This is a genomic window from Pinibacter aurantiacus (assembly GCF_019130065.1).
Lineage (GTDB): Bacteria > Bacteroidota > Bacteroidia > Chitinophagales > Chitinophagaceae > Pinibacter > Pinibacter aurantiacus.
On record NZ_JAHSPG010000003.1, the window covers coordinates 463,809 to 479,251 of the forward strand.

Here is a 15,443-nt window from a genome sequence, read left to right on the forward strand (position 1 = left end):
TCATTCAGTAATATTCACTCAATTATTTACTTGAGGCATGAAAAGAGATTTTTACGAAATACTCGGTGTGCAGAAAGGAGCCTCGGCAGACGAAATTAAAAAGGCCTACCGCAAGGTGGCTATGCAATTTCACCCCGACCGTAACCCTGGAGACAAAGCCGCGGAAGACAAATTCAAAGAAGCAGCAGAAGCTTATGAAATACTAAGCGACGCTGACAAAAGAGCCCAATACGACCGTTATGGCCACGCTGGGGTGAGCGGTAACGGCAGAGGTGGCTTCAATGGTGGCCACGGCATGAACATGGATGATATTTTCAGCCAGTTCGGCGACGTGTTTGGTGATGACATTTTCGGTAGCTTCTTTGGTGGCGGTGGCGGCCGCAGAGGCGGTGGCGGAAGATCACGCGGTGTTCGTGGAAGCAACCTGCGCGTAAAACTAAAATTGAATTACGAAGAGATCGCTAAAGGTGTTACCAAAAGCATCAAGGTAAAAAAATACGTTTCCTGTACCACTTGTAGTGGCAGCGGAGCAAAAGATAAAGGCAGTGTGCAAACATGTAGTACTTGCGGCGGAAGCGGTCAGGTGCGTAAGGTGACCAGCACCTTCCTTGGTCAGATGCAAACCGTAACTACTTGCCCAACCTGTAACGGAGAAGGCACTACGATTACTGCGAAATGCGGAAGCTGTAAAGGTGAAGGTCGAGTGTACGGTGAAGAAACAGTAACTATCGACATTCCGGCTGGTGTTCAGGAAGGTATGCAGTTGAGCGTTGGCGGCAAAGGTAATGCCGGCGAACGCGGCGGCTCTCCTGGCGACTTGATCGTTTTGATCGAAGAGGAAAAACATCCGGAATTGCAGCGCGATGGTTTGAATGTTGCGTACGATCTGTACATTTCATTCCCTGACGCTGTTTTCGGAACAAATGTGGAAGTACCAACGATCGATGGTCGTGCGAAAATTAAAATTCCCGCCGGTACACAAAGCGGTAAAATTTTCCGCCTGAAAGGAAAAGGATTCCCTGCTGTTAATTCATATGAAAAAGGGGATCAACTGATCCACGTGAATGTTTGGACACCACAACATGTGAACGCAGAGGAAAAAGCAATGATGGAAAAACTGCACAAGTCTTCCAACTTCGAACCTAAACCAGGTAAAGACGAGAAGAGCTTTTTCGATAAAGTGCGAGAAATGTTTTCGTAGAGACGGATGATAATCCGTCTCCTGAAATGCAAAGACCCCGATCGTTCCCAAACAATCGGGGTCTTTTTATTAAAACAATATACACGTTGCGGGTTCAGAGACGCATTATTATGCGTGCGGGTTCAGAGACGCATTATCATGCGTGCGGGTTCAGAGACGCATTATCATGCGTGCGGGTTTAGAGACGCATTATCATGCGTGCGGGTTTAGAGACGCATTATCATGCGTCTCTACGGGGTTACAAAAACTGCGACAACCACTCTCTCGCTTCCTTATCATCAGCAAATGATTTCATGGGAATTGGTGGGGGCTTCAACTTGAATAATATTTTCATGATGAACTGCGCCAGTCCGGGTTTTGAAACCATCGCCATAGCACTGTAAATGTTTGGTAGTTGTTCTGTGGAAAATTTTCTCGTGGCCTTATCGGGAACGGGTGAATTTTTCAAATAGATCAACAACGGCACTTTTTTATTTCCCGTTATTTGCTTTACCAGCGCAACATTGCCAGCAATGTTATCAACTGTTCTTAAAATGCTTTTTGAATACGAATACAGTATACCATCGTTGTCCAGATAGTAATCTGCAATTTCTCCGTGAATAAGTTGTATGTCAGAAGGGGGATTCATTGAAGTTGCATTTTGGCGAAATTAGGATATGTCAAAAGTAAAAATTAAAAAGTCAAAAAGGTTTAAGTGCTATCAGCTCATATCGGATGTTGCTGTTTTTACTTTTTACTTTTAAATTTTGGCTTTCCCTAGTCCTGGTTCTGCCTGTCCTTTTTTCTTTTGCCGTAGATCTTTTTGGCTTTTTCAACCAGCGTGAGAAATTCCCGCTGCACCACATCCTTTGAATCGTACGATGATGCAGCCAGTATGCTTATATCATTCCAGCCAATTGTCTTCACAAATTTTGATTCACGCAATATAGAACCAAACATCACGACGGCAGAGGCAAAGCGATAGCAGGAATCCAACTGATCAAACTTTGTGTATAATAAAGGGCAATCGTAAGACAACTTTAATTGAGTACTGTCGCGAGGCTTTTTATAATCGAGAACCACTGTTGATAATCGCTCAGAGGCTACCGAGTCTGTTATGTGGCCTTTGTTGATGACAGTTGGTTTTATCTCAAACATGGCCATCAACGTGTGACCACTACCCACTTCACCGCCTTCCAATTCACTGCTGGAATCAATTACAGCGTTTACTTTATTATCAAATCCTATCAACCGGTATTCGCTTACCATTTCAGGATTGAAAATAATTTTCAGATTGGCATCATCTGCAACAGCATACAACGTCTGCATCAGTTCCCTTACCAACACCTTTTCTGCTTCGCGTTCATTGTCGAGATAAGCGAAATTGCCATTACCTTTTTTAGCCAGTATCTCTAATTTCGAGTCTTTATAATTGCCCATTCCCACTCCCAAACAAGTCAGGTAAATGCCGGAGTTGCGATAATTCGAGATCATTTTTTCCAGCTCTTCATCGTTCTTTTGTCCTACGTTAAAATCGCCATCAGTGGCAAGAATAACGCGGTTGTTGCCCTTTTTAATGAATTTGTTTTGAGCTACTTTATATGCCTGCTGTATGCCCGACTCGCCGGGTGTTTCTCCGCCCGCAGTCAGCTCCTCGATCGATTGCCGTATTTTGGCTTTCTCCGCGCCTGAAGTTGGAGGCAGCCATATGCCGGTTGTTCCGCCGTACACTACAATGGAAATGGTATCTTTTTCGCGCAGGTTGTCTACCATTAACTTAAAAGCCGATTGCAGCAAAGGCAACCGGTTAGGCATGTCCATAGAACCAGAAACATCTATAAGAAAAACAAGATTACTTGGCGGTACTTTGTCGGGATCTGTTTTACGGGCACAAATTTTTAAGAACAGCAACTCGTTTTCCTTGTTCCACGGACAACTGCTGAGCCGCGATTCGAAATCAAAATCTTTTCCATTGCCAGGCTCCTTGTAGCTAAAGTTGAAGTAGTTGAGCATTTCTTCCATGCGCACAGCATCGGGTGGCACTGTACTTTGCATGTTGAGGAAACGGCGCACATTGCTGTAGGCGGCTTTATCAATATTCATGGCAAAGCCGGTTTCAGGAAACCGGGAAGCAGGAATGAAATTATTTTCGAGAAGTGTGCTGTAGGTTTCACCGGCAAATGTCCATCGGAGTTTTTCATCCATTTTCAGATCTTTCGTTACCGATGCAAGTCGCGGCTTTGCGGTATTACCTACGGCCCTCAACATTTTCATTGTAATGGAAAGATATTTTTTGGCGTCCAATCTTGCCCCTGCTGAGCGAAAACCGTCAAGAGAAAGTGTAATGGAATCGTTGGCAACGTTGGACATAATCCCAAACGAGCCGGAACTGCCGGAGTAATAAACATACCCGGTCGATTGCAACAACATTTTTACGTTGGAAAGTGGTTTCCCCGACTCATCTATTATTTCACCTCGTAAATAATATTGAGAGAAAAGTTTGGTGTGAAAACTGATCAGCAGTAATAATATGCAAGCAGTTGATTTCAACGGGTTAAATTGATTTGTTTGAATTCTCATTCCTCGCAAATAACCGGAACGCCAACAGTTAGCCTCGTTGCAATTTACTCAGGTTCTCGCCATAAACAACTGATTTAACGAAAAAATGGAAAATATATTGAGCCGGGGCCAATTTGAAAATTTGAGGATTTGAAAATTTGAAAATGAGGCATTCACCTGGCGAATTCAAAAATGTTAATGCAAAAGCGTCTTACATGCAGGTCTCTTGCAAACCAAGCACTCTCAATTCTCAACTTTCAATTATTCTCCGTCTGCTAATTGCAAAATTTCCGGCAAATTTCTTCCAAGTCCATCATAATCAAGGCCGTAGCCTACAACGAATTTATTGGGAATGGAGAAGCCCAGGTAGTCTATTGGAATGGGAAATAAAGTGGCTTCTGGTTTGTGAAGCAACGCGGCAATTTTAAGGGATGCCGGCTGCTGGTGAGTCAGTTGCGGTAAAAATTCATTCAGTGTTTTACCGGTGTCTACGATGTCTTCAACGATCACCACGTGACGATCATAAAGATCCATGTCCAAACCAATAGCGGTAATTACATGACCGGTAGATTTAGTGCCTTTGTATGAAGCGAGTTTAATAAAACAAATTTCAGCGTCTATTTCCAGCTTTTTGAAAAGATCGGAGGCAAACATGAACGAGCCATTCAAAATAGCGATAAACAAAGGACGTTTATCCTTATACTCAGCTTTAATTTCTTCCGCAATTCTTGCAATTGCACTTTGAATGTCACCGTCAGACAAATAAGGTTTAAAAAACTTACCGTTTACGTTCGTGTTAGCCATGTGTTTTATGTTAATCGTGAATCTGGGCGAATGCAATTCGCCCCTACTTTCAATTTCTATATATAATCAGCTCCTGCCCCACCTTCAAACTCATGTCCTGCAAATTGTTCCAGTTTTTGATCTGCTCTACATCCACACCGTATTTTTTTGAAATGCTGTACAACGTTTCCTTCGTTTGAACAATGTGCTTAGTGGTCGATTGAGGCTGCTGCAAAGATGCATTATTACTCGCAGCATTTATAACGACATTGGACTTTTCTGTTATCAGCGCAGGGCGTGCATTTAGCTTCTTTTGTAAACTGATCTTTTCTCCAACTGCCGGGTCCATTTCTTCTTTCATTAAGTTCAATTCCAGCAAACTCTCATAGCGAACACCTTCTTTCTGCGCAATGTCGTATAGGTCTTCACCCATTTGCACTACGTGAAATTCGTTGTTGCTTACTTTTCTTTTGCGTTGCAGAAAAATGAGCTGGTCTTCTGACAATACATCGCCTTCACCTTGCTCCATATCATTAAAATCCAGCAAACGGCTCAATGATAAATGATAATATTCTGCGAGTGCCAGCAAAGAAGTTCCTTGTTTAACATATGTAACCCGTGTCTTGTTTATCTCAAACTCGCCATCGGGATAACTTGGAGCGGGCAATGCTATTGCAGTTACAGGTTGCACGTTGTTCACCGGCTGATCCATTGTTACCGTCGGCACATTGGCTGGCTTGTTTTCAATAGTATTGGATGCGATCGCATCGTCCGTTGGTTTGGCTTTGCCTAATGCGATCAACGTATATTCTTCGAGGTTGTATGTTTCGATAAGATTGATCAATATCTGCGAATAACGGATATTGGTGGCATAGCCCGCTTTTTTCAATCCGTAGGCCCATGCTTTATAGTCTGTAGGATCCAGTTGAAACAGAAATGCATAACGCGGGCTGCCTTTCAGGAAGTCCGAATGATCTTTGTAAGAATCTGCCGGAGAACTGTAACTTCTAAAACATTCGCCTCTTGCATCATCATCGTGGTACACTTTGTCACCCTGCCATGTATTCTTGCATTTAATACCAAAGTGATTGTTGGATTTTATCACCAGGTCACTTGTGCCGGCCTGTGTTTCATGGATACCTTGCGCCAGCTTAATGGCAGCAGGCACTCCGGTACGTTGCTCCTCACTGATGGCGATGTTTTTATAGGCATTGATGTATTGAATAATTACGTCAGGCTTTTGCGCATGCACGTAATGCATACAAAAAAGCGCCGCTAATAAAACTGTTAATCTCTTCAACTGCATTCTTTATTATTTTTATCAATATTCCTCGTGTTTACGAGGACTTGAAATTTGTTTTCAGTGCAACAGGGCGAATGCAATTCGCCCCTACGATCCCCGATTATTTTTTTACAATAAACAACAGGCCATCTCTCACCGTAAGCAATACCTGCTCCACAGATGCATCCTGCTGCACATATTCATTGAAAGCCTGAATGGCTTTTGCGTTTTTTCCTTTTAAAGGTTCTTCCAACACCTGCCCGTGAAACAACACATTATCTGCAACAATCAATCCGCCTTTTCTCACTTTGGGCAACACCATTTTGTAATAATCGAGGTAGCCCGTTTTATCGGCATCAATAAATACAATATCAAATGCTTCGGTAAATGTTGGAATAATTTCCATTGCATTTCCAATGTGCAATTGAATGTTTGAAACGCCCGCCGCTGTAAAATACTTTTGCGCAGTAGCGGCGTCTTCTTCCCTTAATTCTATAGTATGCAAGATGCCATCTTGTTGTAAGCCTTTTGCAAGGCAAACGGCACTATAGCCGGTAAATGTTCCTATTTCGAGAATGTATTTGGGAGCAACAAGGCGGCTTATCAATTCGAGAAATTTCCCCTGCACATGGCCACTGAGCATATGGGCATGATCGTGCATTTGCGTAGCTGCAGATATACCCTGCATAACTTCGTCTTCCGGCGAAGTAAATTTATCGGCATATGCTTCTACTAATGAAGAAATCAATTCCATTTTAAGTATTGAGTTTTAAGTTATGAGTTTTGAGTCGAGGCATCAACCTGTTTGAGTCCTGTTGCTCTGTTTGAATTTGAGCCGCAAACCCACAACTCAAAACCCACAACTCATAACTTTAATTTTTTGCAAATATAACTCAACCAGATTCGAGTAGTTATACAAATCAGTCTTATTTGCTTTGAAATAAGCTATAATATTGAGCCATATCAAACGGAACGTCTATTTTTTAGAAATTGTTAACAAGCCGAGATAAGTTAACAAGCCATTGATAATAAGCAATTCGATGCCTATTTGGTAGCCGCCGAACAGACTTGCAGAGTATTTACTCAAAAAGAAGCAAATAACCGGTGACAGCAGGCAAATGATTGTCACTAAAATGCCATCATTTAATCTGCGCTTACTCAATATGCCAAATGAAAACAATCCCAATAACGGACCATACGTGTAGCCGGCAAGATCAAGGATAATGTTGATGATGGATTTATTGTTAATCCATTTGAATATGAGAATGCACAACATAAAAACCAAGGTGAATGTAATGTGCACGATCATGCGTGTTCTTTTCTTTTTCTCTTCCGGAATATCGGTTCTTCTTTTAATACCCAATATGTCTATGCAGAAAGATGAGGTCAATGCTGTCAATGCACCGTCTGCACTTGGAAACAATGCAGATATCAATCCAATGATAAAAATCAAGCCGACTGATTGAGGTAGTAATTTCAATGCGGTGTAAGGAAACAAATCGTCTCCGATAATGTTTTTGTCACCCAACATCAGCGTGTGTTTTGTAAAATCGTAAGAAGCGCCTTTGTTGATCATAAAAATGTACAATAACCCACCCAACGCAAGGAACAATAGATTCACCAGCAGTATCACAGTACTGAAACTGAGCATGTTCTTTTGAGAATCTTTCAATCTTTCAACACTGATATTTTTTTGCATCATTTCCTGGTCAAGCCCCGTCATTGCAATAGTGATGAAAGCTCCTCCCAATATTTGTTTTAGAAAAAATCCTTTGCTCTTGACATCAAAGTTGAAAATATTGGTGTAGCCCTTTGCAGCGAGCGTTTGCATGGTAGAGCCTGCGCCCAGATGCAACTGACTCATGATGTAAACAATACAAACGATAAGACCAAGAAGCATGAATGTCGTTTGCAAAGTATCGGTATATACAATTGTTTTTACTCCCCCTTCAAATGTGTACAGCAAAATCATCAACAAGATCACAAATGCCGTAACAATGAAAGGCACGCCCATTTCATCGAGAATGAATATCTGCAATACATTGATCACCAAATACAAGCGTGCAGTTGCGCCGATCGTTCTGGATATAATGAAAAACAATGCGCCTGTTTTATAGGAAAAGATGCCTAATCTTTTTTGCAGGTAATTATATATCGATGTGAGGTTGTGCTTGTAATACAATGGCAGCAATACATAAGCGACTATGAAATAACCAATGAAATAGCCGATCACAACCTGGAAATATCCAAAGCCTTTGAATGCATTTCCCGCAAAATCTCCGGTTGTCCCCGGCACGGAAACAAATGTTACTCCAGATAAGGAAGTGCCCACCATACCAAATGCCACGAGCATCCAGTTGGAGCTTTTATTTCCTATGAAAAAAGTGTCGTTGGTAGAATTGCGCGAGGTAACGTAGGCAACGGACAAAAGGATTAAAAAATATGCAATAACAACAGCAAACAGTAGAATAGATGACATCATGTTTCTTTTAGAGGAAGAGGAACGCAGATCTTCATGATCGTCATGATTTGTTATGATAACTTATTTGATATTAGAAATTTTAGGCGATAACCTAATATAACTTCAAATCTCAAATCATTCTAATCATGAAAATCATGACAATCTGCGTTCCATCTTAAATGAAGATATAAAAATCTTTATCAAAAAATAGGAGTATGCTTACATTTGATTCGTATTAACTGACATGAAGCTTTAGAATTAAACCCATTTTTCTATGAATATTTCTTCGGTTGCGGTTTTTTGTGGTTCCAATACTGGAAAGAATCCCATTTTTTTACAGCATGCGGCAGAGCTGGGTAAGTTGATTGCCATTCTTAAATTGAAATTGGTTTATGGCGGTGGTAAAAAAGGACTTATGGGTGCGATTGCCAATTCTGTGCTTGAGCACCAGGGACAAGTGATGGGTGTTATTCCAAAAATTCTTACTGAATGGGAGCAACAGCACGATGGTCTAACAGAGCTCGCCATTGTACCAGATATGCATACGCGAAAAAAAACCATTTACGATATGAGCGATGCGGCAATTGTGATGCCCGGTGGCTTCGGCACAATGGATGAGTTTTTCGAAATGCTAACATGGAACCAGTTAAAAATTCACGATAAAAAGATCTACATATTAAACAGTGATGGTTATTACAATAACCTCATCCTCTATCTTAAACAAGCAGAGAAAGAGGGCTTTCTTTACGAGCCGGTGGAAGAACGTATTATTTTTTGCGATTCGCCGGTGGATATTTTTAACAAGATTGAGTAAGTGCGAAAATGATTCCCGCTAAGGCACTAAGGACACTAAGCCTCACTAAGAAGCTTTTTTTTAACCACGGAGGAAAGGAGTTTTTCTCAAAGAGGAACGGAGGGTTTGCTTCGTGAATAGTGGCAGTTTCTAAAATAAAAGGGAAGAAGAAATTTTTACAAATTTCTCCTTCCCTTTTACTTTTTTGCTTTCAATTTAGCCGCCCTCCTTTCCTCTTTGAAAAAACCTCCGTGCATTCTGTGGTTAAAGGTGAGCCTGCACATAAAAAGCCCGGGGTAAACCCAGGCTTCTATTTTGACTTTTTAATTTTTACGTCCCTACAATCCCAAATTTATACCGAAACTAAAGAACGGTTTGTTGCCATAGGGAGGCATATCTCTTTCTCCCAACAGATCGTATTGCACCATTAAGATTATTCCGCTACTACCCGCACCTATTGGAATAACGCCACCGGCACCAATCAACAATGCAGGACGCACTTCGCTATCTTTTGTTTGCGTAGGGCCATCAGCCGCATTATTAGGAATATATTTTCCCCAGGTATAATTTGCCTCTGGCTGAAGTTGTGCAAACAATTGTGGTATCGGGTAAACCCTTCCAAAAACATTTAATCCTGCAATTCCGTACTGGTTCTTACCATATCCATCGTTGTATGAATAATACTGGCCGTTAATACCTACCCCTGCGGCAATGTAACGATTGAAACGATAACCCAGTTGCGGGGAAATATTTACAATCGTATAATCTCCAAAGCTTAAACCGAAGTTACCTCCAAAGAAAAGCTTGTTCTTGTCAAACCCTTTTTCCGGCGCTGGTTCATCCTGAGCATGCACCGCCGATGACACACAGATACAGAGTAAGCATAAAGTAGCCAGTTTCAATAATTTCATACTTAAAATTTTAAATGGTACCGAAGATTTCAGGGGTACTGGTCAGGGTTCATTTAAAAAATCTTTCCGGCGTTCAATATATTATTCGGATCAAATACTTTTTTGATGTCCCTCATGATTTGAAGCTGTGTATTGCTGAATACAATGTCCATGTACCCTTTTTGCACCAGCCCAATGCCATGCTCGCCACTGATCGTTCCGCCAAGATTTTTCACTAACTCAAACAAAGCTCTGAGACACTGCACCATTTGCGGATCATCCTGGCTGTTTTGAAGGCCTTCTTTCTTAATGCGAATGTGCAAGTTGCCATCTCCCGCGTGGCCGTAGCACACCGCATGAAAGTCATACTGGCGGCCAAGTTCCTTTACTCCTCTGATCAATTTTGGCAATTCTGCCCTTGGCACCACTGTGTCTTCTTCGATCGTATAACCTTGTAATTTCACGGCTTCAGCAGCACGCCTGCGAAGCTTCCACAATTCTGCTTTTTGCTGTGCGTCATCTGCAAAGTACACTTCTCCACAATCAAACTGTGTTAATAACTCACTAATTGACTCCATCTCACTCATCAATGCATCCATGTGGTTTCCATCTACTTCAATGATCAGGTGCGCCGCTGTATCGTCTGTTACCTGAACTGCAGTGCTGTCAACCATTGCTGCAGTAATTTTCAACGCATCATATTCTACCAGCTCCAACGCGCTTGGTGTAAAACCAGCACGGAAAATAGCGCTTACTGCCTCACCCGCTTTCTCCAGTGATGTAAACGGCACCAACATCAGCAGGTCGTATTTTGGAAGGGGAATCAGCTTCAGTACTATCTTAGTGACAATTCCGAGCGTCCCTTCGCTGCCTACAACCAATTGAGTAAGGTTATATCCTGTAGAATTTTTTAAAACGTTTGCCCCGGTCCAGATTACGTCGCCGGTTGGCAAAACAACTTCAAGGTTCAACACATAATCTTTCACCACGCCATATTTTACCGCTTTAGGGCCACCACTGTTCTCGGCAATGTTTCCGCCGATAAAGCAAGATCCTTTACTGCTTGGGTCCGGTGGGTAAAAAAGTCCCTTTTCTTTCACCGTCTCTTGTAAAACCTCTGTGATCACTCCTGGTTCAGTTGTAACCTGAAGATTTTTTTCATCTATGCTTAGAATGGTATTTAGTCTTTCCGTGGACAACACTACGCCGCCCAGGTGAGGCAATGCTCCTCCGCTAAGGCCGGTACCGCCACCGCGTGGGGTTACGGGAATGCCGTTGGCATTACAAATCTTCATTATTTCGCTGATTTCCTCTGTTGTACGTGGTTTTAATACAACTTCGGGTAAAAAGAGAAGGTGCTCGGTTTGATCGTGACCGTAATCGTGCAGTGATTCCTGGTCAAAAAGCACGTAGTTTTCTCCTAACAGATTGATAAACAATTTGATGTGTTCAGCAGTTAAAGCAGTTTTACTCGTCAAGGTCGCTTGCATCTATAATAGAATTTTGTGGCGCAAATATAAGAAACCATGCGCAGAGCGAGCTCACAGTCTGCTGCATAAATATAATTTTAGAATATATACTTTGACTGTCAAAATTATACGCAACGATTTAAGAATAAATTAGGTCAAAATGAGTGTTAAGACAAAAAGCTTTCTGACTTTTGCAGTTAGCGTATATTAGTAGTACCATTTAAAAAAACAAGTGACCAAGATGAAAAGATTTTTTTTGCTGATGCTTGCCGTTCCCGTTTTGTTTTTAGCGTGTTCCAAGAAATCAGATAGTGGATGTAAAGATCAGGACCCTTCGGTAGAAGCTCCGGCAATGCAAGCTTTTTGCGTGACCCAGGGTTTGAATTACCAGATTGACACTGTTGGCAACTATTATCAGATAGATTCTCTGGGCACTGGCCCTTCTGTATTGAGCGCATACGATACTGTTGTTATCAGCTATGTGGGCAAAACTTTAGATAATGTGGTGTTTGACAGAGGCGATTCTGTGATGGCTTATGCCGGAACATTTATTCCAGGATTTCAGTGGGGATTATTAAAGGTAAAAGAAGGTGGCGGATTGCAAATCGTAATGCCTTCCTTCCTTGCTTACGGTTGTAACGGCAACTCAAGAATCCCACCAAACAGTCCTTTGTATTTTTCTATCAAATTGCTGGATGTTAGAAACAGCAAACAATAGAAGATCAACCTTTTTATAATGGACGGTTTCTATATTAAGCCCAACGAGAGTTGGGCTTTTTTGTTGAAATGATGTTTCTTAATAACGCTGAGGCAATTCAATGCAATCTTACAGCGACGAGATTGCTTCGCCCCGCATTCTTTATTGTGAAAGATTCTTCATTTTATTTTTGCTGGTTGTTAGGCAGGGGCTCGCAATGACGGTGCGGTCTTTCAGCGTATTTATTGAAAACAAATCGGAGAGCAATCGGCAACTGAAAAAATTTCGTAGCCACACGTCATTGCGAGACCGGCTGAGCATAAAGGTTATGAACGAAAACAATGCTTCGCAGCGGAGATCGGCCGAAGCAATCTCAGCGCGAAAGCCAATGCTACATCACTTTAGCAACAACACTGTTCCTTTTAAAGATTGTGTTTTCCCTTGCTTGTCGACGAACTCTGCGATGTAAACAAAAGTGTCTGTTTGAGAAACGGTAACGCCATTCACTTTGCCATCCCAACCGAATTGTTTATCATTCGGCAAAAAATTCTCTCTCATAAAAACACATCTTCCAAACTTGTCGTAGATACTAAGTTTTTTTACAAAACTTATCGAACATCCTTTAACGTAAAACACTTCGTTTTGGCCATCGCCATTTGGAGTGAACGCGTTTGGCATTGTGATACCGGGGCATGGATTATTCACAGGTACGTCAATATCTTTAATAACAGTCACCACGATATCCTTTTCTACAGCGCAACCTTCAGGTGTTGATACAGCGAGATGATATTGAATGCTCGCAGTTGAATTGAAAACCGGACTCGCGCACTCATAACATGAAAGGCCTGTTTGAGGGGACCAGTTATGTTGTAAATTATCACTGTTGGTGCCGGATTTCAGGACAACGACGTCACCACTCTTAACAGTATAGGCATTTGTCTCATCAAGTACAGGATATGGTTTCACGTTAACATTCACTGCAGGAGCATTTGCCGAGCAGCCTTGCAGAGATGTAACTGAAGCCGCTATCTTAACGCTACCAACCTGATCAAATTTATATTGTTGCTTTCCTGAATTTGTAGCACTCGCTTCACCCCCATCAACGTACCACACATATTTTGTCAGCACATCATTCCCTTTATTGAGCAATGTAAAGTCTACCGGGACGCCAACACAAACATTTTGATCACCACTAATTTCTATCGAAGGATTGTTATAGATGACAACTTTATACTCACCGGGGAATATCGCTGAACAGTATGGTGTTTTTGTGGTTAACATGGTTGCATATTCTCCTGATGCTGCATACGTATGTTGTGGCGCAAAGTCGCCAGAAGCAATACCATCGCCAAAGGACCAATCAAATATTGCAGGATAAAATGAAGTCGAGTTGTTCTTAAAAACAACGCTGTTATTTTCAACACAATGATTGGTGTTGTCAAAAGTAAATGACGATACCACTGAATCTATCTTTATGTTTTTTTCGGCGCTACCGGCACAATGCTCGGAAGTGTTAACAGTCAACGTTATGTTATGAGCACCGGGTTGTCTGCAATCATTTATAAAACGAGCTTCGTTGCTTGTTGGCGCTCCATCTAGTTTCCATTCATATGCAGTTGGCGCATCGTTACCTTTTATCTCCGATCTATAGGCCAATGCAGTCACATTTTTTTTGAGGCATACCACCTCGTTACCCTCAATTGAAACGTTCGGCTTTTGATATGCATGTAGTGGGATTGCAGCAGAAGATGCACATTCGTTTCCAGGACTTTTTACCGTAAGCGTTATTGATTGATCACCAGCTTCAAATGTATGAGCAGGCTGGCTCTCAGTGGATACTGCACCATCGCCAAAATCCCAGTTGTATGACGCAGCGTTGATAGAATGATCAGTAAAGCTCACCGGCACCGGCGCACATTGCCTGATGTCGCTCATTTCAAACGCGGCTTTTACATTTACAATCTTGATGTAATCGTCTTTTACAACTTCATCTTTACAGGTGTTCATTTGCTTTTCGGCCACTGTTAATTTTACACTATACAACCCGTCATTTATAAATGTGTGCGAATGAGATACACTTGTTGAACCGGTTTCTCCATCACCATAACTCCACGTATAATCAAGCTTGTTTCCTGATGATGCATCATTTAACTGCGCATCGTTTTCGTTGCAGAGCAAAGTTTTACCTGCTTCAAATGCCGCTTTTGGCCAATAACTTTTAATGTATGAGGAAGATGTTTTGGCTGCAGAAATACAACCTTCGTTATCTGTTACAATCAGCTTTACAGAATATCCCTTGTATGCATGAACAATATTTGAAAAAGGAAATACGACGCCGCCCGCACTCATCGGATGGGCATTGTCAAATATCATTGTCGGCCGGGCAGGAACCGCGGAGCCGGATTCCCAAACGTACCATTCCCATTTATTAATCGCGGTAGTCTTGTCTGGTACAGACGCGTCCTTTATGGTTCTTGTAAAATTTTCTTCTTTGCAGCTCGTGACGCTTGTTGCTTTAAATTTCGCAACCGGCCCTTTAATATGAATAGCAGTAGGGCATTCAAATGATCTTGAGCAGCCGTTTGTATCAGCAATGGCAAGCTTTACATTGTATGCTCCGGGATCATCAAATGTGTAAGAAATACTGGCGTCAAACTTGGGGGAAAGCTTCGTGTTTGTTTTAACTGTTATTTTTCCGTCTCCAAAGTCCCATTGGTATTTGTTGATGAATTGCGATTTGATTCCAACGGGAACAAAAGTTACTTTATTTTGAAGACAGGTTTCCAACACGTCTGCACTAAATGAAGGCTCTTCGTTAACCACAAAAACGGTTCTGGTGGCTGTGGAGATCTGCTGTGTGATGACATTTTTCTTTTTTACAGAAACAACATATGTCGCTGAATTGGGATTGCTATAGATGTGTGCAATCGAAGCGGCAACCGGCATTTCATTTACGCTTGTGCCGTCTCCAAAGTTCCACTCTACTAACTGCCATTCATCATGAGGATCTGTATCTGAAAAAGTAAATGCCGTTCTATTATTACAATCAACAATTGCAGAGATGTTGTTTTCGATCGTTTGCTGCGCTTGTAATTGAGAAGAGAAAATTGTGACCAATAAAAAAACGAGTTGACGCATACTTGCTTTGTTTGAATGATGAAAGCAAGTATCTGGCAGGCACATTGAGAAGTATCTATCTAACGGTGAGCAATAATAGTAATTTTCTTAAAAAGGATCGAAACAAAAAAAGCGCTTCGTCTGGAAGCGCTTTTTTATAAAGAATTTGGTAAAGTGTGCAGCTCCCTAATTTTTACCACTGAGGCACTAAG

At 41.7% G+C, this 15,443-nt stretch carries 12 protein-coding genes; 3 read left to right on the forward strand and 9 right to left on the reverse strand.

Going from position 1 to position 15,443, the window contains the following annotated elements; genetic code table 11:
- Positions 1-37 precede the first annotated feature (37 nt).
- Positions 38-1,201, forward strand: a complete 1,164-nt coding sequence (dnaJ, locus tag KTO63_RS07780; protein WP_217790662.1) for a molecular chaperone DnaJ — start codon at positions 38-40, stop codon at positions 1,199-1,201.
- Positions 1,202-1,439: 238 nt separating this feature from the next.
- Here the strand turns inward: dnaJ and KTO63_RS07785 are convergent, their stop codons facing one another.
- The 6 genes from KTO63_RS07785 to KTO63_RS07810 all read right to left on the reverse strand — a co-directional run bounded on the left by KTO63_RS07785 (position 1,440) and on the right by KTO63_RS07810 (position 8,286).
- Complete coding sequence (locus tag KTO63_RS07785; RefSeq protein ID WP_217790663.1) at positions 1,440-1,829, reverse strand: SpoIIAA family protein; 390 nt, start codon at positions 1,827-1,829, stop codon at positions 1,440-1,442.
- A gap of 128 nt (positions 1,830-1,957) precedes the next feature.
- A complete protein-coding gene (locus KTO63_RS07790; RefSeq protein WP_217790664.1) occupies positions 1,958-3,730 on the reverse strand; it encodes a vWA domain-containing protein in 1,773 nt (590 codons plus the stop codon).
- Between the two features lie 270 nt (positions 3,731-4,000).
- Positions 4,001-4,543, reverse strand: a complete 543-nt coding sequence (gene hpt, locus KTO63_RS07795; protein ID WP_217790665.1) for a hypoxanthine phosphoribosyltransferase — start codon at positions 4,541-4,543, stop codon at positions 4,001-4,003.
- Between the two features lie 49 nt (positions 4,544-4,592).
- Entirely contained in the window at positions 4,593-5,828 is a 1,236-nt protein-coding gene (locus tag KTO63_RS07800) for a glucosaminidase domain-containing protein (protein WP_217790666.1), read from the reverse strand.
- Between the two features lie 97 nt (positions 5,829-5,925).
- Positions 5,926-6,558: an O-methyltransferase gene (locus KTO63_RS07805; RefSeq protein WP_217790667.1), complete on the reverse strand. Its 633-nt coding sequence runs from the start codon at positions 6,556-6,558 to the stop codon at positions 5,926-5,928.
- Between the two features lie 222 nt (positions 6,559-6,780).
- Positions 6,781-8,286, reverse strand: a complete 1,506-nt coding sequence (locus KTO63_RS07810; protein WP_232373078.1) for a sodium:solute symporter — start codon at positions 8,284-8,286, stop codon at positions 6,781-6,783.
- Positions 8,287-8,539: 253 nt separating this feature from the next.
- Here KTO63_RS07810 and KTO63_RS07815 point away from each other — a divergent pair, with 253 nt between their 5' ends.
- On the forward strand, positions 8,540-9,079 hold the full coding sequence (locus tag KTO63_RS07815; RefSeq protein ID WP_217790668.1) for an LOG family protein: 540 nt from the start codon (positions 8,540-8,542) through the stop codon (positions 9,077-9,079).
- Between the two features lie 317 nt (positions 9,080-9,396).
- Here KTO63_RS07815 and KTO63_RS07820 read toward each other — a convergent pair whose 3' ends face one another.
- Both KTO63_RS07820 and KTO63_RS07825 read right to left on the reverse strand, forming a co-directional pair.
- Positions 9,397-9,969 carry a hypothetical protein gene (locus tag KTO63_RS07820; RefSeq protein ID WP_217790669.1) on the reverse strand — a complete coding sequence of 191 codons (573 nt, stop codon included), beginning with the start codon at positions 9,967-9,969 and terminating at the stop codon, positions 9,397-9,399.
- Between the two features lie 53 nt (positions 9,970-10,022).
- Positions 10,023-11,438, reverse strand: a complete 1,416-nt coding sequence (locus KTO63_RS07825) for an FAD-binding oxidoreductase (protein WP_217790670.1) — start codon at positions 11,436-11,438, stop codon at positions 10,023-10,025.
- Positions 11,439-11,658: 220 nt separating this feature from the next.
- Between KTO63_RS07825 and KTO63_RS07830 the strand changes: the two genes are divergently transcribed.
- Positions 11,659-12,135, forward strand: a complete 477-nt coding sequence (locus tag KTO63_RS07830) for an FKBP-type peptidyl-prolyl cis-trans isomerase (RefSeq protein WP_217790671.1) — start codon at positions 11,659-11,661, stop codon at positions 12,133-12,135.
- A 375-nt stretch (positions 12,136-12,510) separates the two neighbouring features.
- On the opposite strand, the gene KTO63_RS07835 is transcribed toward KTO63_RS07830, so the two are convergent.
- Positions 12,511-15,252, reverse strand: coding sequence for a PKD domain-containing protein (locus KTO63_RS07835; RefSeq protein WP_217790672.1), 2,742 nt, complete (start codon positions 15,250-15,252; stop codon positions 12,511-12,513).
- Positions 15,253-15,443 lie beyond the last annotated feature (191 nt).

What these genes read in the sequence shown, in the direction of transcription:
- KTO63_RS07820 (WP_217790669.1), bottom strand. Translation starts at nt 9,969, where the DNA reads ATGAAATTATTGAAACTGGCTACTTTATGCTTACTCTGTATCTGTGTG.
- dnaJ (WP_217790662.1), top strand. Translation starts at nt 38, where the DNA reads ATGAAAAGAGATTTTTACGAAATACTCGGTGTGCAGAAAGGAGCCTCG.
- KTO63_RS07805 (WP_217790667.1), bottom strand. Translation starts at nt 6,558, where the DNA reads ATGGAATTGATTTCTTCATTAGTAGAAGCATATGCCGATAAATTTACT.
- KTO63_RS07800 (WP_217790666.1), bottom strand. Translation starts at nt 5,828, where the DNA reads ATGCAGTTGAAGAGATTAACAGTTTTATTAGCGGCGCTTTTTTGTATG.
- hpt (WP_217790665.1), bottom strand. Translation starts at nt 4,543, where the DNA reads ATGGCTAACACGAACGTAAACGGTAAGTTTTTTAAACCTTATTTGTCT.
- KTO63_RS07825 (WP_217790670.1), bottom strand. Translation starts at nt 11,438, where the DNA reads ATGCAAGCGACCTTGACGAGTAAAACTGCTTTAACTGCTGAACACATC.
- KTO63_RS07785 (WP_217790663.1), bottom strand. Translation starts at nt 1,829, where the DNA reads ATGAATCCCCCTTCTGACATACAACTTATTCACGGAGAAATTGCAGAT.
- KTO63_RS07835 (WP_217790672.1), bottom strand. Translation starts at nt 15,252, where the DNA reads ATGCGTCAACTCGTTTTTTTATTGGTCACAATTTTCTCTTCTCAATTA.
- KTO63_RS07810 (WP_232373078.1), bottom strand. Translation starts at nt 8,286, where the DNA reads ATGATGTCATCTATTCTACTGTTTGCTGTTGTTATTGCATATTTTTTA.
- KTO63_RS07830 (WP_217790671.1), top strand. Translation starts at nt 11,659, where the DNA reads ATGAAAAGATTTTTTTTGCTGATGCTTGCCGTTCCCGTTTTGTTTTTA.
- KTO63_RS07815 (WP_217790668.1), top strand. Translation starts at nt 8,540, where the DNA reads ATGAATATTTCTTCGGTTGCGGTTTTTTGTGGTTCCAATACTGGAAAG.